The sequence below is a fragment of the Streptomyces sp. TLI_053 genome, assembly GCF_900105395.1.
GTDB lineage: Bacteria > Actinomycetota > Actinomycetes > Streptomycetales > Streptomycetaceae > Kitasatospora.
Map to the genome: position 1 here is coordinate 7,358,151 of NZ_LT629775.1, position 25,910 is coordinate 7,384,060.

Below are 25,910 nucleotides of genomic sequence, written 5' to 3' on the forward strand. Positions count from 1 at the left end.
CACCCCCCATGACCACGGCGATCCGCAGCGAGTTCGATCAGGGCATCGCCCTCACCCCGCACCCGGACGAGCCCGGCCGCTACGACGGCGACCTCGGCGCCGGCTGGCAGATCGGCGGCGGCGTCAACGGCGGACTGCTGCTGGCCGTCGCCGGCCACGCGCTCTCGCTCGCGCACTCGGCCCGCCCGGAGAGCGCCGGCCACACCGACCCGGTGTCGATCAGCGGCTACTACCTCTCCGCCGCCACCCCCGGACCGGCCACCGTGCGCACCGACGTCGTCCGCACCGGTCGCACGTTGTCCACCGGCACCGCCGCACTCAGCCAGGACGGCGTGGAACGGCTGCGGGTGCTCGCCACCCACGGCGACCTCGCCACCCACGACGGCGAGGTGCGGACCAGTGCCACCCCGCCGCAGCTGCCGCCGCCGGACCAGTGCATCGGCGTCGAGCACGCGCCCAAGGAGCTGATCGCGCAGGCCGCGCTGCTGGAGCGGTTCGACATGCGGCTCGATCCGGCGACCATCGGCTGGGCGCTCGGGCAGCCGTCCGGCACCGGCCGGATCCAGGGCTGGTTCCGGCTCGCCGACGGCCGCGAGCCCGACCCGCTGCTGCTCCTGCTGGTCGCCGACGCGCTGCCGCCGGTCACCTTCGACCTCGGGATGCCGGGCTGGGCGCCGACCGTGGAGCTGACGGTGCATCTGCGGGCCAGGCCCGCGCCGGGCTGGCTGCGGGTCGTGCACGCGACCCGCAACCTCGCGGGCGGCTACTTCGAGGAGGACGCCGAGGTCTGGGACGAGACCGGCCGACTGGTCGCGCAGTCCCGGCAGTTGGCGCGCGTGCCCAGATAGTCGCCGCTTGCGGCGCGGGGTTTCCGGGAGAGGGCGCCCGCTTGCGGAGGGGGCGCCCTCTTACCGGTGGGGGCGCTCGTTCACGGGCGTGCGCGGGCGGGAATGGCCGAAACGGTGTGAGCGGGTGGGCACGGGGTGTGACGACGGCGCCTCGCGCGGGGCGGACGCGCGGGGCGCGACCGCTCGGGCGCACAACCGTGCGTGACTCCAAACATCCGATTCACCCTCGGTTACAGTCCTGTGACACGTCGTACGTGTGCGCCACGCGGGGCGGGGGAGGACAAGGTCGGCGGTCCACCCGCCGCCGCCCCGCCCGCCCCGCCCGAGGAGCCCCGATGAGCCGCAACGGCCGCGCCCGCCGCACCCCCGACTGCACCGCCGCCGGCCACCGTCCCCGGGTCCGTCCGCGCGTCGCCGCCGACCGGGCCGAGGGGTGCGAGCGGCAGCGGTCCGAGGGCGCCGGTCAGGCCTTCGTGATCGGGGTGCTCACCAGCGCGGCGGACTTCGAGGAGGCCCGCGCCTGGGGGCTGTCGGACGCCCCGGACCACGAGCGGTACCTGGCCGACACCGCCGAGCTGCTCGCCGACGCCCGGCGGCGGTTCGACACCGTCCGGGCGCGGATGTTCCACCCGCAGGACTTCGCCGAGTTCTGTCTGCTGCACGGCCTCGACCCGGCCGAGCCGGTCGCCCGCGAGCGCTACCTGGTCAACCCGCCGCTGCGCACCCAGCTGTTGACCTATCAGGGCGAGGAGCTGGTCGGCGACTTCCTGCCCCGGCTGGTGCGCGCCCGGGAGAACGGGCTGACCCTGCGGCACGCCGATCTGCTGCTCGACGGCCGCCTCCACGGCGAGCGCGACGACGCCGTGCGCGGCGCCTACGAGCAGGGCGCCGAGGTGTTCCGCCGGATGCTGCTGGGAGCCGGCAGCGGTGTCTACGAGCTGCGGCTGTCGGTGGACGCGCCCGGCGGGCGGCTGACCGCGGCGGCCCGGGTGCTCCAGTGGGAGGACGGCGTGGTCCGGATCAACGACGAGGACCTCGAGCTGCTCTGCGCGGTGCTCTGCGCCGGGCTGGCCCGGGGGCTGCCCGGCCTCGCGGTGCTGCACGGCGCGCAGGGCTCGGCGGCGGCCTGCGGGGAGTACCGGCCGACCGCCTGGGCCTGGGCCAGCGAGGGGCGGGTGTGGACGCCCGCGTCCGGCCCGGTGCGGCTGGACGGCGTGGCGGCCGAGCCGGGCTACCGGCTGGAGACGGTCTGCTGAACGCGGGGACGGCCCGCTGAACGCGGGACGGGCGCCCCGGCGGCCGCTCGCGGGCGTCGGCGCCCGCCCGGGAACGCCGCGGCGCGGCACCCTGTGCGGGGTGCCGCGCCGTGACGTTTCTGCTGGTGCGGTCCGCTCCCGGTGCGTGGGCCGCCGGCCGAGGAGCCGCGGACCGGGGAGCCGGGGACCGAGGGGCCGGGACTCAGCCCGTCTCCTCCTCGCGCACCGCACGGCGCGCGTCGGGGTTGAGCACGCCCCAGGAGATGAGCTGCTCGGTGAGGATCGACGGCGACTGGTCGTAGATCACGGCCAGGGTGCGCAGGTCGTCCTGGCGGATCGACAGCACCTTGCCGTTGTAGTCGCCGCGCTGGCTCTGGATGGTCGCCGCGTAGCGCTGCAGCGGGCCGGCCTTCTCGGACGGGACCTGGGTCAGTCTCTCCAGGTCGAGGACCAGGCGCGGCGGCGGCTCGGCCGCGCCGCCGGGCGTGCCGCCGGGCAGCAGCTCCTGCACCGGGACCCCGTAGAACTCCGCCAGTTCGGCCAGCCGCTGCACGGTGACCGCACGGTCGCCACGCTCGTACGAGCCGACGACGACTGCCTTCCAGCGCCCCTGGGACTTCTCCTCGACACCGTGCAGGGAGAGCCCCTGCTGGGTGCGGATGGCTCGGAGCTTGCCTCCGAGCTGCTTCGCGTAGTCGCTGGACATTGATCTCCCCGGACGAGATTGCTTCGCGTTCAGTGGTGGGTCACGGGCGATTGCCGACGCCGTTACCGGTGGGTTCGACGTCCGTCTCGTAACTCACTGTGAGGTTACGTAGAGTGAGGTAGTTGCGTCAAGCCGAATGGGGCAGTCGTGCGAATGGGCCGCATCAGGGGTGCGTCCGGCACGTGAACCAGGGGAAGCGGAACGATGGCCGTCGGTTGGCCGCAGAATCACGCTGGTAGGATGACCGGAGCCCGCGCCGCAGGTCGGCGGGGGTCTCCCGACATCCTTTAAGACCCGTCCCGTGAGGCGGGGAAGGAGGTCCGCTTCGGCATGACCGCACACCAGGAATCCGCACCGAGGCCGCCGCACCAAGTGCTGGACGGCACGGACATCGCCCGGGTCATCACCCGGATAGCGCACGAGATCGTCGAGCGCGCCAAGGGCGCCGAGGACGTCGTGCTGCTGGGCATCCACACCAGGGGTGTCCACCTCGCCCGGCGGCTGCACGCCAGGCTCGCCCAGATCACCGGCCAGGACATCCCGCTCGGCACCCTGGACATCACGATGTACCGGGACGATCTGCGGCTGAAGCCCGCCCGCGCCCTGGAGCACACCGAGATCCCGCCCGGCGGCATCGACGGCCGGCTGGTCGTCCTCGTCGACGACGTGCTCTTCTCCGGCCGCACCATCCGCGCCGCGCTCGACGCCCTGAACGACATCGGCCGCCCGCGCGCGGTCCAGCTCGCCGTGCTCGTCGACCGCGGCCACCGCGAGCTGCCGATCCGCGCCGACTACGTGGGCAAGAACCTCCCCACGTCGCTGCGCGAGGCCGTCCAGGTGCGCCTGTCCGACCGCGACGGCGTGGACGCCGTGCTCGTCGGCGACCGCGACTTCGCCGCGCGCTCCTCCCAGGCCCTGGCCGCTCAGGCCACCGAACCGCACCTCCCGGAGTAACCCGCGTGAAGCGCCACCTCGTGTCCGCCGCCGATCTCAGCCGCGACGACGCGCTGCTCGTCCTGGACACCGCCGAGGAACTCGCCCAGCTGTCCGGCCGGGCGGTCAAGAAGCTCCCCACCCTCCGCGGCCGCACCGTCGTCAACCTCTTCTTCGAGGACTCGACCCGCACCAAGACCTCCTTCGAGGTCGCCGAGAAGCGGCTCTCCGCGGACGTCATCAACTTCTCCGCCAAGGGCTCCTCGGTCTCCAAGGGCGAGAGCCTCAAGGACACCGCCCTGACCCTCCAGGCGATGGGCGCCGACGCGGTCGTCGTCCGGCACCACGCCTCCGGCGCGCCGGCCCGGCTGGCCCAGTCCGACTGGCTGCACGGCAGCGTCATCAACGCCGGTGACGGCACCCACGAGCACCCCACCCAGGCCCTGCTCGACGCCTTCACCATGCGCCGCCACCTCAACCCGGGGTCGGGCAACGACCTCGCCGGGCGGCGGGTGACCATCGTCGGCGACATCCTGCACAGCCGGGTGGCCCGCTCGAACGTCCACCTGCTCACCACGCTCGGCGCCCAGGTGACCTTCGTCGCCCCGCCGACCCTGCTGCCGATCGGGATCGAGAACTGGCCCTGCGAGGTCAGCTACGACCTGGAGAGCGTGCTCCCGAAGACCGACGCGCTGATGATGCTCCGGGTCCAGCGCGAGCGGATGAACGCCGCGTTCTTCCCCACCGAGCGCGAGTACACCCGCCGCTACGGCGTGGACGGCCCGCGGATGGCCCGGCTGCCCGAGCACGCCATCGTCATGCACCCCGGCCCGATGGTCCGCGGCATGGAGATCACCGCCGAGGTCGCCGACTCGCCGCGCTGCACCGTGGTCGAGCAGGTCGCCAACGGCGTCTCCGTCCGGATGGCCGTGCTCTACCTGCTGCTCGGCGGAGCCACCCTCGCCGACGCCCCCCGTACCGAATCCGGCGAGACCGCCCAGTGAACGAGCGAAGCGAGCGAACCAACACCATGGTCACCTACCTGATCCGCAACGCCCAGATCCTCGGCGGCGCTCCGCAGGACCTCCACCTCGTCGACGGCGCGATCGCGGCGATCGGCACCGCCCTGGACGCCACGGCGGACATCGAGATCGACGCCACCGGGCTGATCGTCCTGCCCGGCCTGGTCGACCTGCACACCCACCTGCGCGAGCCCGGCCGTGAGGACGCCGAGACCGTCCTCACCGGCACCCGCGCCGCCGCCAAGGGCGGCTTCACCGCCGTCCACGCGATGGCCAACACCTTCCCGGTGGCCGACACCGCCGGTGTGGTCGAGCAGGTCTGGCGGCTGGGCCAGGAGTCCGGCTACTGCGACGTGCAGCCGGTCGGCGCCGTCACCGTCGGCCTGGAGGGCAAGAAGCTCGCCGAGCTGGGCGCCATGCACGAGTCCGCCGCCGGCGTCCGGGTCTTCTCCGACGACGGCAAGTGCGTCGACGACGCGGTGATGATGCGCCGCGCGCTGGAGTACGTGAAGGCCTTCGACGGGGTCGTCGCCCAGCACGCGCAGGAGCCGCGGCTGACCGAGGGCGCCCAGATGAACGAGGGCCAGGTCTCCGGCGAGCTCGGCCTCGGCGGCTGGCCGGCCGTCGCGGAGGAGGCGATCATCGCCCGCGACGTGCTGCTCGCCGCGCACGTCGGCTCCCGGCTGCACATCTGCCACGTCTCCACCGCCGGCTCGGTCGAGATCGTCCGCTGGGCCAAGGCCAAGGGCTGGGACGTCACCGCCGAGGTCACCCCGCACCACCTGCTGCTGACCGACGAGCTGGTCCGCTCCTACGACCCGGTCTACAAGGTCAACCCGCCGCTGCGCACCGCCGAGGACGTCCAGGCGCTGCGCAAGGCGCTGGCGGACGGCACCATCGACGCCGTCGCCACCGACCACGCGCCGCACCCGGCCGAGGACAAGGACTGCGAGTGGGCCGTGGCCGCGATGGGCATGGTCGGCCTGGAGACCGCGCTGTCCGTGGTGCAGCAGACCATGGTCGACACCGGTCTGCTGAACTGGGAGGGCGTCGCCGACCGGATGTCGCACCGCCCGGCCCGGATCGGCCGCCTCGCGGGGCAGGGCCGGCCGGTCTCGGTGGGTGAGCCCGCCAACCTGGTGCTGTTCGATCCCGCGTACCGTGGTGCCGTGAACCCCGACAGCTTCGCCACGCGCTCCCGCAACACCCCTTACAAGGGCCTCGACCTGCCCGGTCGGGTGCACGCCACCTTCCTGCGCGGCACCGCCACGGTGCTGGCCGGCGAGCTGGTCGAGCAGGGGGACCTCGCGTGAGCTCCACGACCGGGGGCGCCGCGGCGCTGCTGGCCCAGGAGCAGGCCAGGGTCGCCAACTGGCCCGGGTACATCGGCTGGACGGTCGGCCTGCTGCTGGTCATCGGCCTCGTGTACTGGCTGATGCGCCAGGGCTGGAACTGGCGCCGCACCCTGCAGTCCGGGATCCCGCCGCTCCCCGCCGTGCCGGAGCGCGCCGGCCGGACCATCCTGGAGAGCAGCGGCCGGTACCACGGCACCACCACCGCCGGGAACTGGCTCGACCGGGTCGTCGCGCACGGCCTGGGCACCCGCAGCCGCGCCGATCTGACCCTCGGCGAGAACGGCCTGCTGGTGCAGCGCCCCGGTGACGTCGACTTCTGGATCCCCGCCGAGCACCTGACCGGTGCCCGGACGGACTCCGGGATCGCCGGCAAGGTCGTCCCCTCCGGGCTCCTCGTGGTCACCTGGGCGGTCGAGGGCACGGAGCTGGACTCCGGGTTCCGGTTCGACCACCCGGACGAGCACGCCGCCTGGGTCGAGGCGGTCGCCCACATCGCAACACGTACGACGACGAAGAAGACGGAAGAGGCCGCGTCATGACCGCACCTGTCCCCACCACGCAGCGCCAACGGCGGGAGCGTGTGCCCGCTGTGCTCGTCCTGGAGGACGGCCGGACCTTCCGGGGCCAGGCCTACGGCGCGACCGGCGAGACCTACGGCGAGGCCGTCTTCAACACCGGCATGTCCGGCTACCAGGAGACCCTCACCGACCCCTCGTACCACCGCCAGGTGGTCGTGATGACCGCCCCCCAGATCGGCAACACCGGCTGGAACGACGAGGACGACGAGTCCAAGCAGATCTGGGTCGCCGGGTACGTCGTCCGCGACCCCGCCCGGGTCGCCTCCAACTGGCGCTCCCGCCGCTCGCTGGACGAGGAGCTGGTGAACCAGGGCGTCGTCGGCATCAGCGGCATCGACACCCGGGCCCTCACCCGCCACCTGCGCGAGCGCGGCGCCATGCGCTGCGGCATCTTCTCCGGCGAGGCGCTGGCCGACCCGGCGGCGCTGCTCGCCAAGGTGCAGTCCTCGCCCGAGATGAAGGGCGCCGACCTCTGCGCCGAGGTCGCCACCACCGAGCCGTACGTGGTGCCCGCGATCGGTGCGAAGCGCTTCACCGTCGCCGCCCTCGACCTCGGCATCAAGGCGATGACCCCGCAGCGGATGGCCGAGCGCGGCATCGAGGTGCACGTGCTGCCCGCGAACGCGACGATCGAGGACGTCTACGCCGTCAACCCCGACGGCGTGTTCTTCTCCAACGGCCCGGGCGACCCGGCGACCGCCGACCACCAGGTCGCCGTGGCGCAGGGCGTGCTGGAGCGGAAGACCCCGTTCTTCGGGATCTGCTTCGGCAACCAGATCCTCGGCCGCGCGCTGGGCTTCGGCACCTACAAGCTCAAGTACGGCCACCGCGGCATCAACCAGCCGGTGCAGGACCGCACCACCGGCAAGGTCGAGGTGACCGCCCACAACCACGGCTTCGCCGTGAACGCCCCGCTCGACAAGGTCAGCGACACGCCCTACGGCCGGGTCGAGGTCTCCCACGTCTGCCTCAACGACGATGTGGTCGAGGGCCTCCAGGCGCTGGACGTGCCCGCCTTCTCGGTGCAGTACCACCCGGAGGCCGCCGCAGGCCCGCACGACGCGGCGTACCTCTTCGATCGTTTCGTGAAGCTCATGGAGGGCCCGCGTGCCTAAGCGCACTGACATCAAGTCCGTCCTGGTCATCGGGTCCGGCCCGATCGTGATCGGCCAGGCCGCCGAGTTCGACTACTCGGGCACGCAGGCGTGTCGCGTCCTCAAGGCCGAGGGCCTGCGGGTCGTCCTGGTGAACTCCAACCCGGCGACGATCATGACCGACCCGGAGATCGCCGACGCCACCTACGTCGAGCCGATCACCCCGGAGTTCGTCGAGAAGATCATCGCCAAGGAGCGCCCCGACGCCCTGCTGCCCACCCTGGGCGGCCAGACCGCGCTCAACACCGCGATCTCCCTGCACAGCGCCGGCACGCTGGAGAAGTACGGCGTCGAGCTGATCGGCGCCGACGTCGAGGCGATCAACAAGGGCGAGGACCGCGAGCTGTTCAAGGGCGTGGTCGAGGCCGTCAACGCCAAGATCGGCCACGGCGAGTCCGCCCGCTCGGTCATCTGCCACACCATGGACGAGGTGCTCGCCGGGGTCGACACCCTGGGCGGCTACCCGGTCGTCGTCCGCCCCTCCTTCACCATGGGCGGCGCCGGCTCCGGCTTCGCCCACGACGAGGACGAGCTGCGCCGCATCGCCGGCCAGGGCCTGACGCTCTCCCCGACCACCGAGGTGCTCCTCGAGGAGTCCATCCTCGGCTGGAAGGAGTACGAGCTCGAGCTGATGCGCGACAAGAGCGACAACGTCGTGGTCGTCTGCTCGATCGAGAACTTCGACCCGATGGGCGTGCACACCGGTGACTCGATCACCGTCGCCCCGGCGATGACGCTCACCGACCGCGAGTACCAGATCCTGCGCGACATCGGCATCGCCGTGATCCGCGAGGTCGGCGTCGACACCGGCGGCTGCAACATCCAGTTCGCCGTCAACCCCGACGACGGCCGGGTCATCGTCATCGAGATGAACCCGCGGGTGTCCCGCTCCTCGGCGCTGGCCTCCAAGGCGACCGGCTTCCCGATCGCCAAGATCGCCGCCAAGCTCGCCGTCGGCTACACCCTCGACGAGATCCCCAACGACATCACCGAGCAGACCCCGGCCTCCTTCGAGCCGGCCCTCGACTACGTCGTGGTCAAGGTGCCCCGGTTCGCGTTCGAGAAGTTCCCGAGCGCCGACGCCACCCTCACCACCACCATGAAGTCGGTGGGCGAGGCGATGGCCATGGGCCGCAACTTCCCCGAGGCGCTGCAGAAGGCGCTGCGCTCGCTGGAGAAGAAGGGCTCCCAGTTCACCTGGATCGGCCCGGTGGGCGACAAGGCCGAGCTGCTGGCCAAGGCGGTCGTGCCGACCGACGGCCGGATCAACACCGTGATGCAGGCCATCCGGGCCGGGGCCACCCCGGACGAGGTGTTCGAGTTCACCAAGATCGACCCGTGGTTCGTCGACCAGCTCTTCCTGCTCGACGAGATCGCCACCGAGCTGGCCGAGGCCGCCGAGCTCACCCCCGAGCTGCTGCGCCACGCCAAGCGGCACGGCTTCTCCGACCACCAGGTCGGCGAGATCCGCGGCCTGCGCCCGGACGTGGTCCGCGAGGTCCGGCACGCGCTGGGCATCCGCCCGGTGTTCAAGACCGTCGACACCTGCGCGGCCGAGTTCGCGGCCAAGACCCCGTACTTCTACTCGTCCTACGACGAGGAGAACGAGGTCGCCCCGCGCACCAAGCCCGCGGTGATCATCCTCGGCTCCGGCCCGAACCGCATCGGCCAGGGCATCGAGTTCGACTACTCCTGCGTGCACGCCTCCTTCGCGCTCGCCGAGGCCGGCTACGAGACCGTCATGGTCAACTGCAACCCGGAGACCGTCTCCACCGACTACGACACCTCCGACCGGCTCTACTTCGAGCCGCTCACCCTGGAGGACGTGCTCGAGATCGTCCACGCCGAGAAGCAGGCCGGACCGCTCGCCGGTGTGATCGTCCAGCTCGGCGGCCAGACCCCGCTCGGCCTGGCCCAGGCGCTCAAGGACAACGGCGTGCCGATCGTCGGCACCCAGCCCGAGGCCATCGACCTGGCCGAGGAGCGCGGCGCCTTCGGCCGGGTGCTGCGCGACGCGGGCCTGCCCGCGCCCAAGCACGGCACCGCCTTCTCCTTCGAGGAGGCCAAGGCCATCGCCGACGAGATCGGCTACCCGGTGCTCGCCCGCCCGTCCTACGTGCTGGGCGGCCGCGGCATGGAGATCGTCTACGACGAGGAGTCGCTCGCCTCCTACCTGGAGCGGCACGCCGGTCTGATCTCCGAGCACCCGGTGCTGATCGACCGCTTCCTCGACGACGCGGTGGAGATCGACGTCGACGCCCTCTACGACGGCACCGAGCTGTACCTCGGCGGCGTCATGGAGCACATCGAGGAGGCCGGCATCCACTCCGGCGACTCCGCCTGCGCCCTGCCGCCGATCACCCTCGGCGGGTACGACATCAAGCGGCTGCGCGCCTCCACCGAGGCCATCGCCCGCGGCGTCGGGGTGCGCGGTCTGATCAACATCCAGTTCGCGCTCTCCGGCGACATCCTGTACGTCCTGGAGGCCAACCCGCGCGCCTCGCGCACCGTGCCGTTCACCTCCAAGGCGACCGCGGTGCCGCTGGCCAAGGCCGCCGCCCGGGTCTCGCTCGGCGCCACCATCGCCGAGCTGCGCGCCGAGGGCATGCTCCCGGCCGAGGGCGACGGCGGCACCCTGCCCGCCGACGCCCCGATCGCGGTCAAGGAGGCCGTGATGCCGTGGAGCCGCTTCCGCGACGTCCACGGCCGCGGCGTGGACACCGTGCTCGGCCCGGAGATGCGCTCCACCGGCGAGGTCATGGGCCTGGACCGGGTCTTCGGCACCGCCTACGCCAAGGCCCAGGCCGGCGCCTACGGCGCGCTGCCGACCAAGGGCAAGGTCTTCGTCTCGGTCGCCAACCGCGACAAGCGCAACCTGGTCTTCCCGGCCCGCGCGCTGGTCAGCCTCGGCTTCGAGGTGCTCGCCACCGCCGGCACCGCCGAGGTCCTCCAGCGCGGCGGCATCCCGTCCACGCTGGTGCGCAAGCACAGCGAGGGCGAGGGCCCGAACGGCGAGCGGACCATCGTCCAGCTGATCCACGACGGCGAGGTCGACCTCATCATCAACACGCCGTACGGCACCGGCGGCCGCCTCGACGGCTACGAGATCCGCACCGCCGCCGTCGCCCGCGCGGTGCCCTGCCTGACCACCGTGCAGGCCATGGGCGCCGCCGTCCAGGGCATCGACCGGCTGCTGCGCGACGAGGTCGGCGTCATGTCGCTCCAGGAGCACGCCGAGCTGATCAACGCCGGCCGCGCCAACTAGCACCACCGTTGTGGGGGGCACCAGTACCGCCGGGTGCCCCCCACTTCCATGCCCTGGGAGGATCTTGTGTACAAGCTGCTGTTCGACCTCGTGTTCAAGAAGATGGACCCGGAGAAGGCCCACCACCTGGCCTTCTTCTGGATCCGGCTGGCTTCCTCGGTGCCCGGCCTGCGCGGCCTCGTCCGGCTGGTGCTCGCCCCGCGCGACCGGGCGCTGCGCACCGACGCCCTCGGCCTCGCCCTGCCCGGCCCGTTCGGCCTCGCGGCCGGCTTCGACAAGAACGGCGTCGGCATCGACGGTCTGTCGATGCTCGGCTTCGACTACGTCGAGATCGGCACCGTCACCGGCGAGGCGCAGCCCGGCAACCCGCAGCCGCGGCTGTTCCGGCTGGTCGAGGACCGCGCGCTGATCAACCGGATGGGCTTCAACAACCAGGGCTCGGCCCGGGTCGCCGCCCGGCTCGCCGCGCGCCCGCACACCAGCTCCACCCCGGTGGTCGGTGTCAACATCGGCAAGACCAAGCTGGTCGAGGAGGCCGACGCGGTCGCCGACTACGTGAAGTCCACCGAGCGGCTGGCCCGCTTCGCCGACTACCTGGTGGTCAACGTCAGCTCGCCGAACACCCCCGGGCTGCGCAACCTCCAGGCCGTCGAGCACCTGCGCCCGCTGCTGAGCGCCGTGCGCGAGGCCGCCGACCGGACCACCCCGCACCATGTGCCGCTGCTGGTCAAGATCGCCCCCGACCTGGCGGACGAGGACATCGACGAGGTCGCCGACCTGGCCCTGGAACTGGGCCTGGACGGCATCATCGCGACCAACACCACGATCGGCCGCGAGGGCCTGCGCAGCGACGCCGCCCGGGTCGCGGAGATCGGCATGGGCGGCCTGTCCGGCGCCCCGCTCAAGGAGCGCGCGCTGGTGGTCCTCCAGCGGCTGCGCGCCCGTACCGGCGGCCGGCTGACGCTGGTGTCGGTCGGCGGCATCGAGACCGCCGAGGACGCCTGGCAGCGGATCGTGCACGGCGCCGACCTGGTGCAGGGCTACAGCGCCTTCGTCTACGAGGGCCCGTTCTGGTGCCGGCGCGTCCACAAGGGCCTGTCGGCGCGCCTGCGGGCCGGCGGCTTCCGCAGCCTGGCCGCGGCGGTCGGCAGCGCGGTCGACGACCGCACGGCCGCCTGAGCCCTCCCCCCACGCCTCTTCTCCCACGCCCCTCCGGAAGGACGTCATGACCCTCGCCCCCTTCGGCGCCCGGCTGCGCCACGCCCTCGACACCCGCGGCCAGCTCTGCGTGGGCATCGACCCGCACGCCTCCCTGCTCGCCGCCTGGGGTCTGGAGGACACCGTCGCGGGCCTGGAGACCTTCAGCCGCACCGTGGTCGAGGCGCTGGCCGACCGGGTGGCCGTGCTCAAGCCGCAGGCCGCGTTCTACGAGCGCTTCGGCTCCCGGGGCGTCGCCGTCCTGGAGCGCTCGGTCGAGGAGGCCAGGGCGGCCGGCGCGCTCGTCCTGATGGACGCCAAGCGCGGCGACATCGGCTCCACCATGGCCGCCTACGCGGAGGCCTTCCTGGCGCCCGGCAGCCCGCTGTTCTCGGACGCCGTCACGGTCAGCCCCTACCTGGGCTTCGGCTCGCTGCGCCCGGCGCTGGACCTGGCGAAGGCGAGCGGCGCGGGCGTGTTCGCGCTGGCGCTCACCTCCAACCCGGAGGGCGCGGAGGTGCAGCGCGCGGTCGGCGCCGGCGGGGAGCCGGTGGCCGCCTCGGTGCTGCGGCAGCTGGCCGAGGAGAACGCCGGGGCCGAGCCGCTGGGCTCCTTCGGCGCGGTGGTCGGCGCGACCCTGGCCGACGCCGGGGTGGACCTGGCGATCAACGGTCCGCTGCTGGCCCCCGGCATCGGGGCGCAGGGCGCGACGATGGCCGATCTGCCGCGGGTGTTCGGCGGCTCGGTGCGCAATGTCGTCCCGAGCGTCAGCCGGGACGTGCTGAAGCACGGTCCCTCGGTGGAGGCGCTGCGTTCGGCTGCCGACCGTTTTGTCCAGGAGTACGCCGAAGCGGTCAAGTAGCGGTCAAGTAGCGGGCGGCGTCGCGGGGTTCGTCCCGGCGGACGCTCCGCAGCACCCCCGTGACGGGTTGCGACGGGGAGGACGGGGCGGCGGCCCGACGTGAGCGCCGTCACATCGGTGCCGCCAAAGCTTCGCAATCACGGTCATTTTGCCCCGGAAAGTCCTGGTCGGCCTTGGCTGACCAGGACTTTTCGTGTTCTTTTCCTGACGCGGCGCCGCAATCCGGGTAGTGTCCGGCGATAGGTCATCGAAGAGCCGCGAATACTGCTGCTCTCGCAGGTCAGGGGCGGCGCGTCGCTCTCTGGCCGATGCCCTGGGAACCACAACAGTCCTAGTTCAATCCCTTCCATCCACACCTGAGGTGAACGGCGTGGCTCTTCCGCCCCTTACCCCTGAACAGCGCACCGCCGCGCTCGCGAAGGCCGCCGAGGCTCGCCGGGAGCGCGCCGAGGTCAAGAACCGGCTCAAGCACTCCGGCGCCTCCCTGCACGAGGTGATCAAGGCCGGCAAGGCCGACAACGACGTGATCGGCAAGATGAAGGTCTCCGCCCTGCTGGAGTCCCTGCCGGGCGTGGGCAAGGTCCGTGCCAAGCAGATCATGGAGCGGCTCGGCATCTCCGAGAGCCGCCGTGTCCGTGGTCTCGGAACGAACCAGATCGCCTCCCTGGAGCGGGAGTTCGGCGGCGGTGCCGCCTGACCGTGCCCCCGTGGTCCCAGGATCGCCCGCGATCCGGGATAATCGGTGCATGAGTGAGCGTCCGCGGCTGACCGTGCTCTCCGGCCCCTCGGGGGTCGGCAAGAGCACGGTCGTCGCTCATATGAGGAAGCAGCACCCCGAAGTCTGGCTCTCGGTGTCGGCGACGACCCGCCACCCGAGGCCGGGCGAGCAGCACGGGGTCCAGTACCACTTCGTCGACAACGACGAGTTCGACAAGCTGATCGCCAACGGTGAGCTGCTGGAGTGGGCCGTGTTCGCGGGCAACCGCTACGGCACCCCCCGGGCGGCGGTCCAGGAGAAGCTGGAGCGCGGCGAGCCCGTGCTGCTGGAGATCGATCTGCAGGGCGCCCGCCAGGTGCGCGAGTCCATGCCCGAGGCGCAGCTGGTCTTCCTGGCTCCGCCGAGCTGGGACGAGCTGGTCCGCCGGCTCACCGGCCGGGGCACCGAGCCGCAGGACGTGATCGAGAAGCGGCTGGAGGCCGCCAAGATCGAACTGGCGGCCGAGCCGGAGTTCGACACCACCCTGGTCAACACCTCCGTCGAGCAGGTGGCCACCGAACTGCTAGCCTTGCTCGGTGTAGGCTGACCTGTTGTCTTTTTTTCCACCCTTTCGGAAGGTTTTCGCGTGTCCTCTTCCATGACCGCGCCCGAGGGCATCATCAACCCGCCGATCGACGAGCTGCTTGAGGCCACCGACTCCAAGTACAGCCTGGTCATCTACGCGGCCAAGCGTGCGCGTCAGATCAACGCGTACTACTCCCAGCTCGGCGAGGGCCTGCTGGAGTACGTCGGCCCGCTGGTCGACACCCACGTGCACGAGAAGCCGCTGTCGATCGCGCTGCGCGAGATCAACGCCGGCATGCTGACGGCCGAGGCGATCGAGGCCGCCTGAGGCGTCCCCGCCCGTGCGGAAGGGCCCGTCGGAGTTCGCTCCGACGGGCCCTCCGTCATGTCCGGACGCTCACGGCGCTCCGACGGGGTGCCGCTGCGCGGGTGATCGTCGGCGGGTCGTAGGGTTGGCGGGCATCTGGGACCGCCACGAGGAGAGCAGGCGACATGAGCGGCAGCACGGAGCGGACGGGCGCACCGCGCGTCGTCCTCGGCGTCAGCGGCGGCATCGCCGCGTACAAGGCGTGCGAGCTGCTGCGGAGGTTCACCGAGTCCGGCCACCAGGTCACCGTGGTGCCCACCGCGGCGGCGCTGCACTTCGTCGGCGAGGCGACCTGGGCGGCGCTCTCCGGCCGCCCCGCGGCCACCGAGACCTGGGAGAACGTGCACGAGGTCCCGCACGTGCGGATCGGGCAGAACGCCGACCTGGTGGTGGTCGCCCCGGCCACCGCCGACCTGATGGCCAAGGCCGCCCACGGCCTCGCCGACGACCTGCTCACCAACACCCTGCTCACCGCACGCTGCCCGGTGGTGCTGGCGCCCGCGATGCACACCGAGATGTGGGAGCACCCCGCCACCCGGGAGAACGTCGCCACGCTGCGCCGCCGGGGCGTGATCGTGCTGGAGCCGGCCAGTGGCCGGCTGACCGGCAAGGACACCGGCAAGGGGCGGCTGCCCGAGCCGGCCGCGATCTTCGACGCCTGCCGGGCCGTGCTCCGGTACGGCGGCGAGCGGGCCGACCTGGCCGGTCGGCACGTGGTGGTCTCGGCCGGCGGCACCCGTGAGCCGCTCGACCCGGTGCGCTTCCTCGGCAACCGCTCCTCCGGCAAGCAGGGCTACGCGCTCGCCGCGACGGCCGCGGCCCGCGGTGCCCGTGTGACGTTGATCTCGGCCAACGCGGGACTGCCCGACCCGGCCGGGGTGGACGTGGTCCGGGTGGCCACCGCGCTGGAACTGCGGGAGGCGGCGCTGAAGGCCGCCGAGGACGCGGACGCCGTGGTCATGGCCGCCGCGGTGGCCGACTTCCGGCCCGCGGCCTATGCCACCGGCAAGATCAAGAAGGTCGACGGCGTCGAACCGGAGCCGGTCGCGCTCGTCCGCAACCCCGATGTGCTCGCCGAGCTCTCCGCCCGCCGCACCCGTTCGGGTCAACTGGTGGTGGGATTCGCGGCGGAGACCGACAACGTCCTCGCCAACGGCCGGGCCAAGCTCGCGCGCAAGGGCTGCGACCTGTTGGTGGTCAACGAGGTGGGGGACGGAAAGGCCTTCGGGCAGGACGTCAACGAGGCCGTGGTACTGGGCGCGGACGGCAGTGAGACCGCCGTTCCGGTGGGCCCGAAGGAGGCCCTCGCGGACGTCGTCTGGGACCTGGTCGCGGAACGGCTGGATCTGCGCGCCCATTGATCTCGAGGGGTGGGCATTCGGTCTTCGATTCCGGAATCACGTGACGTTTCTCGGAAGCCGACCGTTACACTCCAGGAATCAAGTCTTTCCGGAAGTCCCCGGTTCCGACCGGGGCCTTTCAGTCAGCAGCCGCTGCAACCCCAGGGAGCGCTGTGTCTCGCCGCCTGTTCACCTCGGAGTCCGTGACCGAGGGACACCCCGACAAGATCGCTGACCAGATCAGCGACACCATTCTCGACGCTCTCCTCCGCGAGGACCCGACCTCCCGGGTCGCGGTGGAGACGCTGATCACCACCGGCCAGGTGCACGTGGCCGGCGAGGTGACCACGAAGGCCTACGCGCCGATCGCGCAGCTCGTCCGGGACAAGATCCTGGAGATCGGCTACGACAGCTCCAAGAAGGGCTTCGACGGCGCCTCCTGCGGCGTTTCCGTCTCGATCGGCGCGCAGTCGCCGGACATCGCCCAGGGCGTCGACACCGCGTACGAGGCCCGGGTCGAGGGCGACGAGGACGATCTGGACCGGCAGGGCGCCGGCGACCAGGGCCTGATGTTCGGCTACGCGTCCGACGAGACGCCCGAGCTCATGCCGCTGCCGATCACGCTGGCCCACCGCCTCTCGCGCCGCCTCACCGAGGTGCGCAAGAACGGGACCATCCCGTACCTGCGCCCCGACGGCAAGACCCAGGTCACCATCGAGTACGACGGCGACAAGGCCGTCCGCCTCGACACCGTGGTGGTCTCCACCCAGCACGCGAGCGACATCGACCTGGAGTCGCTGCTCACCCCGGACATCCGCGAGTTCGTCGTGGAGCCGGAGCTGAAGGCGCTCGCCGAGCAGGGCATCAAGCTGGTCACCGAGGGCTACCGCCTGCTGGTCAACCCGACCGGCCGGTTCGAGATCGGCGGCCCGATGGGCGACGCCGGCCTCACCGGTCGCAAGATCATCATCGACACCTACGGCGGCATGGCCCGTCACGGCGGCGGCGCCTTCTCGGGCAAGGACCCGTCCAAGGTGGACCGCTCGGCCGCGTACGCGATGCGCTGGGTGGCGAAGAACATCGTCGCCGCCGGCCTCGCCCGCCGCGCCGAGGTGCAGGTCGCGTACGCGATCGGCAAGGCCGAGCCGGTCGGCCTGTTCGTGGAGACCTTCGGCACCGAGACCGTTCCGGTCCTCGCGATCCAGAAGGCCGTCACCGACGTGTTCGACCTGCGTCCGGCCGCGATCATCCGCGACCTGGACCTGCTGCGCCCGATCTACTCGCAGACCGCCGCGTACGGCCACTTCGGCCGTGAGCTGCCGGACTTCACCTGGGAGCGGACCGACCGGGTGGAGCAGCTGAAGAAGGCCGTCGAGGCCTGATCGGCTCATAGGATCGTTTGACGGCAGGTGGTGGCCGCCCGGACTCCGGGCGGCCACCACCTGCCGTTTTGTCGGTGGACCCGCCGCCGTTCTGTCGGTGGGACCTGGTAGGACTGGGTGCGATGAGCAGCAGGCAGGGGAGTGGCGGGGACGGCGGGGTGGCGGGCGAGGAGAGCGGGGAGGTCGAGGGCGCGGAGGCGACCGGCGGGGAGGCCGGGGCGCCGGAGCAGCTGGCGTTCATCCGGGAGACGGTCCGGCGGGCCAAGCCGCGCAGCTGGCGCGGAGCCAAGCGGGCCGAGCACCTGCCGGTGGCCCGGGTGGTCGTCGACAAGGGCGTGCTCACCATCGACAAGTTCTTCGACTACGAAGTGCCGGCCGCGATGGCGGAGGAGGCCCAGCCCGGTGTCCGGGTCCGGGTCCGCTTCGGCGCGCGGGTGGTCAAGGGCCAGCGCGAGGGCGGGGAGCTGCACGACGGCTTCATCGTCGCCCGGCTGGAGAAGAGCGACTTCTCCGGGCCGCTGGCCCCGCTCGCGCAGGTCCTCTCGCCCGAACCGGTGCTCACCCCGCAGCTGCTCCGGCTCTGCCGCACCGTCGCCGACCGGTACGCCGGCACCCTCGCCGACGTCCTGCAGCTCGCCGTGCCGCCCCGGCACGCCAAGGCGGAGGCCGAGCCGTCGCCGCCGTCGCCGCCCCGCCCGGACGCGCCCGCGCCCGGCGGCTGGTCCCGCTACCCGGCCGGACCGGACTTCCTGGCCTCGCTGGCCGGCGGCGGGGCGCCGCGCGCGGTCTGGACGGCCCTGCCCGGCCCCGGCTGGCCGTACGAGATCGCCCGGGCCGTCGCGGCCACCCTGGCGAGCGGGCGCGGCGCACTGGTCGTCGTGCCCGACGGCCGGTCGGTGGCCAGGGTCGACCGGGCGCTGACCGAACTGCTGGGCGAGGGCCGGCACGCCGTGCTGGCCGCCGACCTCGGCCCGCGCGAGCGCTACCGGCGCTGGCTCACGGTCAGCCGGGGCTCGGTGCGCGCCGCCGTCGGCACCCGGGCGGCGATGTTCGCGCCCGTGCACGACCTCGGGCTGGTGGTGGTCTGGTCCGACGGCGACTCCAGTCACTGCGACCCGCGCGCCCCGCACCCGCACGTGCGCGAGGTCGCCCTGCTGCGCGCGGCGGACGAGGGCGCGGCGGTCCTGCTCGGCGGGCACGTGGTCACCGTCGAGGGCGCCCAGCTGGTGCGGACCGGCTGGGCCAGGGCGCTGACCGCCGAGCGGGAGACGGTCCGCCGGACCGCGCCCCGGGTCCGCACCGTCACCGACCTCGACCAGCACCGGGACGCCGCCGCGCAGGCCGCCCGGCTGCCCTCGATCGCCTGGGAGGCCGCCCGCGAGGGCCTGGCCGCCGGTGGTCCGGTGCTCATCCAGGTGCCCCGGCGCGGCTACGTGCCCCGGCTGGCCTGCGGGCGCTGCCGCACGCCCGCCCGCTGCCGGCGCTGCGAGGGCCCGCTGGAGGCGGCCGGCGCCGACGCACCCCTGCACTGCGGATGGTGCGGCGAGGAGGAGCGGGAGTGGCACTGTCCGGAGTGCGGGTCGTTCCGGCTGCGGGCGCAGGTGGTCGGCGCCCGGCGGACGGCCGAGGAGCTGGGCAAGGCGTTCCCCCGGGTCCCGGTGCGGACCTCCGGGCGGGACGCGGTGCTGACGACCGTGCCGGACGAACCGGCGCTGGTGATCTCCACGCCCGGGGCCGAGCCGGTGGTCGAGGGGAGCGGCGGGTACGCGGCGGCGCTGCTGCTGGACGGCTGGGCGCTGCTCGGCCGCCCCGACCTGCGGGCCGGGGAGGAGGCGCTGCGGCTCTGGCTGGCCGCCGCCGCGCTGGTCCGGCCGGCCGGGGAGGGCGGAACGGTGGTGGTGGTCGCCGAGCCGACCGCACGGGCGGTGCAGGCGCTGGTGCGCTGGGACCCGCTCGGGCACGCCGGGTTCGAGCTGGACGAGCGGGCCCAGCTGCACTTCCCGCCGGTGGCGCGGATGGCTTCGGTGACCGGCAGTCCGGCGGCGGTGGCGGACCTCCTGAACCTGGTCCGGCTGCCGCAGGACGCGGACGTGCTCGGACCGGTGCCGGTGGCGGCGCTGCGGGGCGAGGAGCAGGAGCGGGCGCTGCTGCGGGTGCCGCCCGGGCAGGGGGCCGCGCTGGCGGCGGCGTTGAAGGCGGCCCAGATCGCGCGGATCGCGCTGCGGACGCCGGAGGTGGTGAAGGTGCGGATCGATCCGACGGACATCGGCTGAGGGGCGGGGTCCGGCGGGGGTGTGTCCGGTGGCGCGGCCGGTGGTGCGGTGGTGGTCGGTGCGGTGGTGGTCGGTGTCGCCGGACGGCGGGTGAGGGGCGCGGCGTCGGCGCGTCCGCGGCCCTCACCCGCCGTCCGGGTGGTGCGTCAGCCGCGCAGGGGGACGCCGGAGCGGTCCAGTGCGCCGCGGTCGACGGGGGTGCGGTCGACGGGCGCGCGGTCGGCGGCGGTGCGGTCGGCGGTGCCCCGGTCGAGCGCGCTGCGCTCCAGGGCGGTGCGGTCGAGACCGCCCTGGCGGGCGGCCGGGACGGTCGCGGCCAGCCCGGTCGGGGCGGGGGAGCGGTCGCGCTCCACCGCCGGGTGGGCCGGGGCGGCGTGGCCCGGCGTGCCGTGACCCGGAGCGCTGTGGCCCGGAGCGCTCTGGCCCGGAGCGCCGTGGGCCGGCGGGAGGCCGGCCGCGGCGTGCTGCGGGGTGTGGGTCGCGGGGTGCGGCGCGGAGTGGCCGGAGAGCTCCTCGGAACGGTCCGGGCGGCTCGGGTTGGGCACCGTCCCGCCCGCCGCCAGCAGTTCGCCGGTCGGCCGGCGCATGCCGTAGCGGCGGTGCACCGCCTGCTTGGTCACCCCGAGGGCCGAGCCCACCGAGTCCCAGGAGAACCCCAGCGCGCGGTCGAACTCGACCGCCGCCGCCACCAGCGTCTCCACGCTCTCCCGCAGCTCCTGCGCCAGCCGCACCGTCGGCGCGGGGGCTCGTCCGTACACCACGAAGCCCGCGGAGGTGCTGGGGCGACGGGGCCGGTAGACGTTGCCCAACTGGGCGGTGAGCGTCCGCAGCGCGTCGACCTGCCGCCTCACCCGCTCGATGTCCCGCACCAGCAGGTGCAGGCTCGCCCGCGCCCGGGCGTCGTGGTTGATCTGCTCGGCCATGGCCTACGTGCCGCCTTCCGTACGGTTCACTCGACCGGAGCGCCCTTCCCGCGCGCTCCGGCCACGGTCAATCCCCCTTGACCAACGCCGGACCGGCCACCGGGGTCACGCAGCCGGGGTGAGCGGGATATGCCAGAACCTCGTGCGGGGGGATTGCATAGACTTGCCGACGGCCGCGCGCACCGCCCGGCCCGCCCGTTCCCAGCAGCCGGCACCCCGACGGACAAGGAGCCCGTGCCCGTGGCGATCCAGCCGATCCGAATCTTCGGAGACCCTATCCTGCGCGCCACCGCCCAGCCCGTCACCACCTTCGACAAGGAACTCCGCACCCTGGTCGGGGACCTCACCGAGACCATGCTCGACGCCCCCGGCGCCGGTCTGGCCGCGCCTCAACTCGGCATCTCGCTGCGGGTGTTCACCTACCACGTGGACGGCGTCACCGGGCACCTGATCAATCCCGACCTGTCGCTCAGCGAGGAGGAGCAGGAGGGCCCCGAGGGCTGCCTGTCGCTCCCCGGTCTGCGCTACGACACCCGGCGCGCGTACGGGGTGGTCGCGCGCGGCTTCAACATGTACGGCGACCCGGTCACCGTCGAGGGCACCCAGCTGCTGGCCCGCTGCATCCAGCACGAGACCGACCACCTGGACGGCATCGTCTTCATCGACCGCCTCGACCCGGAGCAGCGCAAGGCCGCGCTCAGGGCGATCCGGGAGACGGACTGGGGTTCCGGCCCGGTGCCGGTGGTCAAGGTCTCCCCGCACAGCACCTTCGGCGCGGCGCGCTGAGCGTCGGACCGATCACGAACTACGTCAACTCCGTACTGCAGAAAGGCACTTGATGCGCCTCGTGTTCGCCGGCACCCCCGAGGTCGCCGTTCCCGCCCTGGACGCCCTGCTCGCCTCCGACCGGCACGAGGTCGTCGCGGTGGTCACCCGCCCCGACGCCCCCTCCGGCCGGGGCCGCAAGCTCGTCGCCAGCCCCGTCGCCCAGCGCGCCGAGGAGGCCGGGATCGAGGTCCTCAAGCCGGCGAGGCCGAGCGACCCCGACTTCGTCGCCCGGCTCACCGAGCTCGCGCCCGACTGCTGCCCGGTCGTCGCCTACGGCGCCCTGCTGCGCCCCGGCACCCTGGAGATCCCGAAGCACGGCTGGGTCAACCTGCACTTCTCGCTGCTCCCCGCCTGGCGCGGCGCCGCACCCGTCCAGCACGCGGTGATGGCCGGCGACGAGGTCACCGGCGCGTCGACCTTCCTGATCGAGCAGGGCCTGGACTCCGGCCCGGTCTACGGCGTGATCACCGAGGAGGTCCGCGCCGCCGACACCAGCGGCGACCTCCTCGGCCGGCTCGCGCACTCCGGTGCCCGGCTGCTCGCCGCCACCATGGACGGCATCGCCGACGGCAGTCTGCACGCCGTACCGCAGCCCGCCGAGGGCATCACCCTCGCCCCGAAGATCACCGTCGAGGACGCCCGGATCGACTGGACCGCGCCCGCCCTGCGGGTCGACCGGGTGGTGCGCGGCTGCGCCCCCGCGCCCGGTGCGTGGACCGAGTTCCGCGGCGAGCGGCTCAAGGTCACCGGTCCGGTCACCCTGGTGCCGGCCTCCGCCGAGCTCGCCCCGGGCGAGCTGGCCGTCGGCAAGAACAGCGTCCGGGTCGGCACCGGCAGCCACGAGGTCGAGCTGGGCGAGGTGCGGCCGCAGGGCAAGAAGGCCATGCGGGCGGCGGACTGGGCGCGCGGCGCGCGGATCGAGTCCGGCGAGCGGCTGGGCGAGCGCCCCGCCGTCGGCGGCTCCGGCGCGAGCACCGACGCCGGGACGAGCACCGACGGCGGGACGAGCACCGACGGCGGGACGAGCACCGACGGCGGCTCCGGCGCGAGCACGAGCTGAGCCCGCGCGCATTTCGCGTTACTGTTCGAGAGATCAAGACATAACCTCCGTAGCACCTTGAGGCACATCCCATGAGCACGTCCAGCAGCAATTCCGGCACCACCTCCGGCGCGTCCGGCGGAAAGCGCGCCCCGCGCCCGCACCGGCGCCCGAAGAAGGACCCCGCGCGGATCGTCGCCTTCCGCGCCCTGCGGGCCGTCGACGAGCGCGACGCCTACGCCAACCTGATCCTGCCCTCGCTGCTCCGCGAGGCCGAGCAGAAGGGCATGGACCGGCGCGACGCGGCACTCGCCACCGAGCTGGTCTACGGCACCCTCCGGCTCCAGGGCACCTACGACGCGGTCATCGCCGCCTGCATCGACCGCCCGCTCAGCAAGGTCGACCCGCCGGTCCTCGACGTCCTCTCGCTCGGCGCCCACCAGCTGCTGACCACCCGCATCCCCAGCCACGCCGCCGTCTCGGCCACCGTCGAACTCGCCCGGGCGGTGCTCGGCGACGGCAAGGCCAAGTTCGTCAACGCCGTGCTGCGCCGGATCAGCGCCCACGACCTGGACACCTGGCTGGAGCAGGTCGCCCCGCCGTTCGACAAGGACGCCGAGGACCACCTCGCCGTCGTGCACTCCCACCCGCGCTGGGTGGTCGCCGCCCTCTGGGACTCGCTCGGCCGCTGGCAGCCCGGCGCCGCCGGGCGCGAGGCGATGGAGGAACTGCTCCGCGCCGACAACGAGCGCCCCGAGGTCACCCTGGTGGCCCGGCCCGGGCGGATCGCCGTCGGGGAGCTGGCCGAGACCCTGCCCGAGGCCGAGCCGGGCCGCTGGTCCCCGTTCGCGCTGCGGCTCGCCGAAGGCGGCGACCCGGGCTCGCTCGCGGCCGTGCAGGACAACCGGGCCGGCGTCCAGGACGAAGGCAGCCAACTGGTCGCCCTCGCCCTCGCCGCCGCGCCGCTGGACGGCCCGGACCGACTGTGGCTCGACGGCTGCGCCGGCCCCGGCGGCAAGGCCGCCCTGCTCGCCGCGCTCGCCGCGGAACGCGGGGCCGCGCTGGTCGCCAGCGAGAAGCAGCCGCACCGCGCCCGCCTGGTCGCCCGCGCCCTGGCCGGCAACCCCGGCCCGTACACCGTGATCGCCGCCGACGGCACCCGTCCGGCCTGGAAGTCCGGCGGCTTCGACCGGGTGCTCGTCGACGTGCCGTGCTCCGGCCTCGGCGCCCTGCGCCGCCGCCCGGAGGCCCGCTGGCGCCGACGGCCGGCGGACGTCGCCGCCTTCGGACCGCTCCAGCGCGACCTGCTGCGCTCGGCCGTCGAGGCCACCCGGATCGGCGGCGTGGTCGGCTACGCCACCTGCTCGCCGCACCTCGCGGAGACCAGGGCGGTCGTCGACGACGTGCTGCGGGAGGAGGGCGGCCGGGTCGAGTGGATCGACGCCCGCCCGCTGCTGCCCGGTGTGCCGGCGCTCGGCGACGGCCCCGACGTCCAGCTCTGGCCGCACCTGCACGGGACGGACGCGATGTACCTGGCTCTGCTGCGCCGCACGGCGTAGCGGCGCTCGCGGGGCGCTCGCCGACCCGCCGCACGGTGTGGGGGCGGTCGCGGCGGCATGTGCTCGGCGACCCACCGCACGGCTCCTCGGCCGGAGCCGTGCGGCACACCGCGACGGGCGATCACCGCCCGCGACCGCTCCACGTCGTCGGTGCGGTGCAACTCGGTGCGGAGCGCCCGGCGCAGCCGGTCCCGCGGAACCGCTGCTGCGGCCCCGGCCGGGCCGCTCGCCCCGGGCCGGCCGCTCGCCCCGGGCCGGACCCGGCCCGGGTGGTCAACGGGCACTCAGGACCGGGCGGTTGGCACCGAGGAACGCGTCGGCCGGGGGTAGGCCGATGGTGCGGCGGGGGGCACCGGCCCGGGCGGTGACGACGCCGCGGACCAGCTCGCGCAGCCAGCGGTGGCCGGCGTCCTGGTCGTTGCGCGGGTGCCAGGCCATGGTCAGCGTCACCTCGGGCATGGGCACCGGGAGCGGGAAGGTGCTCAGGCCGAGGGCCTCGGCCGCCCGGGTGCCCAGCCGCGCCGGGGCGAGGCCGACCAGGTCGCTGTCGCGGAGCAGGAAGAGCGCGGCCGGATAGCTCGGCACGCTGGCGACGACCCGCCGGGAGAGGCCGACCTCGGCCAGCCGCTGGTCGATCGGCCCCTGACCGCGGCCGTTGCGGGAGACCGCGAGATGGTCGGCGGTGGCGAACTCCTCGGCGGTGGGCGGTGCGCCGACGGTCAGCGGGTGTCCGGCGCGGGCGATGCCCACCAGACCGGAGGTGGCGAGCGGTTCGGTGCGGGTCTCCGGGTCGAGGTGGTCCGTCACGCCGACCTCCAGGTCGATCACGCCGTCCCGCATCGCGCTGGCGCCCTCCGGGTGGTCGCTCAGGAAGCGCAGGGTGACGGCCGGGGCCTGGGCGCGGACCGTCTCCACCAGGGTCGCGCCGATGGTGGTGAGGAGGACGTCCCCGGTCTGGAGGGTGAAGCGGCGGTTCAGGTCGGCCGGTTCGGCGGCGGCGCGCGGGACCAGCAGCGACTGGCCCCGGCTGACCAGCGCCCTGACCTCCGCCCGTAGTTCCACCGCGCGCGGCGTCGGCACCAGCCCCCGTCCGGCCCGGACCAGGAGCGGATCGCCGAGCACCCGGCGCAGTCGCCCTAGCGTGCGACTCATGGCCGGGGCCGAGGTGTGCAGCCGCTCTGCGGCGCCTGTCACGCTGCCCTCCTCCAGCAGGGCGTCCAGGGCGACGAGCAGGTTGAGATCGAGGTCCGGCATGGAGTTCTCCGCTGGTGGTCGGTCGGCTGGGTGGGGGTGGTGGGGGCGGGGATGACCAGAAGTGGAAGCAGTGCTGACCAAGGGTTCCGTGGGGAGGCATGACGACTCGTCATCTACCGTCGATCGTGACAACTCCCCTTTGGAGTGAAGGATCTGACGTGATGATTGACAATGACATGTTGGTGATGGCCTGCCAAGGAGGCCGTGTGCCGACCTTTCGTCCGGCCGACGGCGCACGCCGGCCGCACCGGCCCGGTGAGCTGCCCGGGCGCCCCGCGTCCCGGCCGGGGTGACGCCCCCCGCGTGACCGGCCGGCCCGGCGGCGGGGGCGCGGAAGTGGTGACGGTCGGTCCGGATCATCGGACGGTGGTACATACCAATGGACCTGCGCCGGAGCGCGCCCCGGGTGAACGGGCGAATGGGCGGGCGCGGCGGGCGGTGGCGGTGGTGTTGGCGGTTGCGGTCGCGGTCGGTGCGGTCGTGGTCG

Annotated in this window: 21 protein-coding genes and 1 pseudogene; 19 read left to right on the forward strand and 3 right to left on the reverse strand. The window is 73.5% G+C overall.

Annotation, left to right across the window (positions count from 1 at the left end):
- Positions 1-8: 8 nt before the first annotated feature.
- Entirely contained in the window at positions 9-848 is an 840-nt protein-coding gene (locus tag BLU95_RS30840; RefSeq protein ID WP_093862856.1) for a thioesterase family protein, read from the forward strand.
- Between the two features lie 335 nt (positions 849-1,183).
- Complete coding sequence (locus tag BLU95_RS30845; RefSeq protein WP_093862857.1) at positions 1,184-2,104, forward strand: DUF8829 domain-containing protein; 921 nt, start codon at positions 1,184-1,186, stop codon at positions 2,102-2,104.
- 202 nt (positions 2,105-2,306) lie between these two features.
- Here BLU95_RS30845 and bldD read toward each other — a convergent pair whose 3' ends face one another.
- A complete protein-coding gene (gene bldD, locus BLU95_RS30850; protein WP_030300254.1) occupies positions 2,307-2,810 on the reverse strand; it encodes a transcriptional regulator BldD in 504 nt (167 codons plus the stop codon).
- A gap of 330 nt (positions 2,811-3,140) precedes the next feature.
- Here bldD and pyrR point away from each other — a divergent pair, with 330 nt between their 5' ends.
- From pyrR to BLU95_RS30920, 14 genes are all read left to right on the forward strand, one after another.
- Complete coding sequence (gene pyrR / locus BLU95_RS30855; RefSeq protein ID WP_093862858.1) at positions 3,141-3,764, forward strand: bifunctional pyr operon transcriptional regulator/uracil phosphoribosyltransferase PyrR; 624 nt, start codon at positions 3,141-3,143, stop codon at positions 3,762-3,764.
- Positions 3,765-3,769: 5 nt separating this feature from the next.
- Positions 3,770-4,747, forward strand: a complete 978-nt coding sequence (locus tag BLU95_RS30860; protein ID WP_093862859.1) for an aspartate carbamoyltransferase catalytic subunit — start codon at positions 3,770-3,772, stop codon at positions 4,745-4,747.
- Positions 4,748-4,773: 26 nt separating this feature from the next.
- Positions 4,774-6,078, forward strand: coding sequence for a dihydroorotase (locus tag BLU95_RS30865; protein WP_093862860.1), 1,305 nt, complete (start codon positions 4,774-4,776; stop codon positions 6,076-6,078).
- Positions 6,075-6,659 carry a PH-like domain-containing protein gene (locus BLU95_RS30870; RefSeq protein ID WP_231977908.1) on the forward strand — a complete coding sequence of 195 codons (585 nt, stop codon included), beginning with the start codon at positions 6,075-6,077 and terminating at the stop codon, positions 6,657-6,659. Before BLU95_RS30865 ends, BLU95_RS30870 begins: the two co-directional genes overlap by 4 nt.
- Positions 6,656-7,813 (forward strand): glutamine-hydrolyzing carbamoyl-phosphate synthase small subunit, encoded by a 1,158-nt coding sequence (carA, locus tag BLU95_RS30875; RefSeq protein ID WP_093862861.1) that lies wholly within the window; start codon positions 6,656-6,658, stop codon positions 7,811-7,813. Before BLU95_RS30870 ends, carA begins: the two co-directional genes overlap by 4 nt.
- Positions 7,806-11,117, forward strand: coding sequence for a carbamoyl-phosphate synthase large subunit (gene carB / locus BLU95_RS30880; RefSeq protein ID WP_093862862.1), 3,312 nt, complete (start codon positions 7,806-7,808; stop codon positions 11,115-11,117). The genes carA and carB overlap by 8 nt, the downstream gene beginning before the upstream one ends.
- Before the next feature lie 66 nt (positions 11,118-11,183).
- Entirely contained in the window at positions 11,184-12,296 is a 1,113-nt protein-coding gene (locus BLU95_RS30885; RefSeq protein ID WP_093862863.1) for a quinone-dependent dihydroorotate dehydrogenase, read from the forward strand.
- A gap of 46 nt (positions 12,297-12,342) precedes the next feature.
- Positions 12,343-13,176 carry an orotidine-5'-phosphate decarboxylase gene (pyrF, locus tag BLU95_RS30890; protein WP_093862864.1) on the forward strand — a complete coding sequence of 278 codons (834 nt, stop codon included), beginning with the start codon at positions 12,343-12,345 and terminating at the stop codon, positions 13,174-13,176.
- A 370-nt stretch (positions 13,177-13,546) separates the two neighbouring features.
- The gene (gene mihF / locus BLU95_RS30895) at positions 13,547-13,873 is read left to right on the forward strand and encodes an integration host factor, actinobacterial type (RefSeq protein WP_030056187.1); all 327 of its coding nucleotides are present in this window, start codon (positions 13,547-13,549) and stop codon (positions 13,871-13,873) included.
- 49 nt (positions 13,874-13,922) lie between these two features.
- On the forward strand, positions 13,923-14,480 hold the full coding sequence (gene gmk / locus BLU95_RS30900) for a guanylate kinase (RefSeq protein WP_043471804.1): 558 nt from the start codon (positions 13,923-13,925) through the stop codon (positions 14,478-14,480).
- 39 nt (positions 14,481-14,519) lie between these two features.
- Positions 14,520-14,786, forward strand: coding sequence for a DNA-directed RNA polymerase subunit omega (gene rpoZ, locus BLU95_RS30905; RefSeq protein ID WP_030240625.1), 267 nt, complete (start codon positions 14,520-14,522; stop codon positions 14,784-14,786).
- Positions 14,787-14,950: 164 nt separating this feature from the next.
- Positions 14,951-16,186, forward strand: coding sequence for a bifunctional phosphopantothenoylcysteine decarboxylase/phosphopantothenate--cysteine ligase CoaBC (coaBC, locus tag BLU95_RS30910; RefSeq protein ID WP_093862865.1), 1,236 nt, complete (start codon positions 14,951-14,953; stop codon positions 16,184-16,186).
- A gap of 152 nt (positions 16,187-16,338) precedes the next feature.
- Positions 16,339-17,547 carry a methionine adenosyltransferase gene (gene metK, locus BLU95_RS30915; RefSeq protein WP_093862866.1) on the forward strand — a complete coding sequence of 403 codons (1,209 nt, stop codon included), beginning with the start codon at positions 16,339-16,341 and terminating at the stop codon, positions 17,545-17,547.
- 122 nt (positions 17,548-17,669) lie between these two features.
- Positions 17,670-19,820 (forward strand): primosomal protein N', encoded by a 2,151-nt coding sequence (locus BLU95_RS30920; RefSeq protein WP_093862867.1) that lies wholly within the window; start codon positions 17,670-17,672, stop codon positions 19,818-19,820.
- Between the two features lie 392 nt (positions 19,821-20,212).
- Here BLU95_RS30920 and BLU95_RS45880 read toward each other — a convergent pair.
- Positions 20,213-20,743: pseudogene (locus tag BLU95_RS45880) on the reverse strand (hypothetical protein); the annotation flags it as partial.
- Between the two features lie 240 nt (positions 20,744-20,983).
- On the opposite strand from BLU95_RS45880, the gene def reads away from it, so the two are divergent.
- From def to BLU95_RS30940, 3 genes are all read left to right on the forward strand, one after another.
- The gene (def, locus tag BLU95_RS30930) at positions 20,984-21,529 is read left to right on the forward strand and encodes a peptide deformylase (RefSeq protein WP_093862868.1); all 546 of its coding nucleotides are present in this window, start codon (positions 20,984-20,986) and stop codon (positions 21,527-21,529) included.
- A 52-nt stretch (positions 21,530-21,581) separates the two neighbouring features.
- On the forward strand, positions 21,582-22,631 hold the full coding sequence (fmt, locus tag BLU95_RS30935) for a methionyl-tRNA formyltransferase (RefSeq protein ID WP_093862869.1): 1,050 nt from the start codon (positions 21,582-21,584) through the stop codon (positions 22,629-22,631).
- Positions 22,632-22,702: 71 nt separating this feature from the next.
- On the forward strand, positions 22,703-24,169 hold the full coding sequence (locus BLU95_RS30940) for an RsmB/NOP family class I SAM-dependent RNA methyltransferase (protein ID WP_093862870.1): 1,467 nt from the start codon (positions 22,703-22,705) through the stop codon (positions 24,167-24,169).
- Between the two features lie 273 nt (positions 24,170-24,442).
- On the opposite strand, the gene BLU95_RS30945 is transcribed toward BLU95_RS30940, so the two are convergent.
- Positions 24,443-25,423, reverse strand: coding sequence for a LysR family transcriptional regulator (locus BLU95_RS30945; protein ID WP_093862871.1), 981 nt, complete (start codon positions 25,421-25,423; stop codon positions 24,443-24,445).
- Positions 25,424-25,910 lie beyond the last annotated feature (487 nt).

What these genes read in the sequence shown, in the direction of transcription:
- BLU95_RS30840 (WP_093862856.1), top strand. Translation starts at nt 9, where the DNA reads ATGACCACGGCGATCCGCAGCGAGTTCGATCAGGGCATCGCCCTCACC.
- BLU95_RS30845 (WP_093862857.1), top strand. Translation starts at nt 1,184, where the DNA reads ATGAGCCGCAACGGCCGCGCCCGCCGCACCCCCGACTGCACCGCCGCC.
- bldD (WP_030300254.1), bottom strand. Translation starts at nt 2,810, where the DNA reads ATGTCCAGCGACTACGCGAAGCAGCTCGGAGGCAAGCTCCGAGCCATC.
- pyrR (WP_093862858.1), top strand. Translation starts at nt 3,141, where the DNA reads ATGACCGCACACCAGGAATCCGCACCGAGGCCGCCGCACCAAGTGCTG.
- BLU95_RS30865 (WP_093862860.1), top strand. Translation starts at nt 4,774, where the DNA reads ATGGTCACCTACCTGATCCGCAACGCCCAGATCCTCGGCGGCGCTCCG.
- carA (WP_093862861.1), top strand. Translation starts at nt 6,656, where the DNA reads ATGACCGCACCTGTCCCCACCACGCAGCGCCAACGGCGGGAGCGTGTG.
- pyrF (WP_093862864.1), top strand. Translation starts at nt 12,343, where the DNA reads ATGACCCTCGCCCCCTTCGGCGCCCGGCTGCGCCACGCCCTCGACACC.
- gmk (WP_043471804.1), top strand. Translation starts at nt 13,923, where the DNA reads ATGAGTGAGCGTCCGCGGCTGACCGTGCTCTCCGGCCCCTCGGGGGTC.
- coaBC (WP_093862865.1), top strand. Translation starts at nt 14,951, where the DNA reads ATGAGCGGCAGCACGGAGCGGACGGGCGCACCGCGCGTCGTCCTCGGC.
- BLU95_RS30920 (WP_093862867.1), top strand. Translation starts at nt 17,670, where the DNA reads ATGAGCAGCAGGCAGGGGAGTGGCGGGGACGGCGGGGTGGCGGGCGAG.
- fmt (WP_093862869.1), top strand. Translation starts at nt 21,582, where the DNA reads ATGCGCCTCGTGTTCGCCGGCACCCCCGAGGTCGCCGTTCCCGCCCTG.
- BLU95_RS30940 (WP_093862870.1), top strand. Translation starts at nt 22,703, where the DNA reads ATGAGCACGTCCAGCAGCAATTCCGGCACCACCTCCGGCGCGTCCGGC.
- BLU95_RS30945 (WP_093862871.1), bottom strand. Translation starts at nt 25,423, where the DNA reads ATGCCGGACCTCGATCTCAACCTGCTCGTCGCCCTGGACGCCCTGCTG.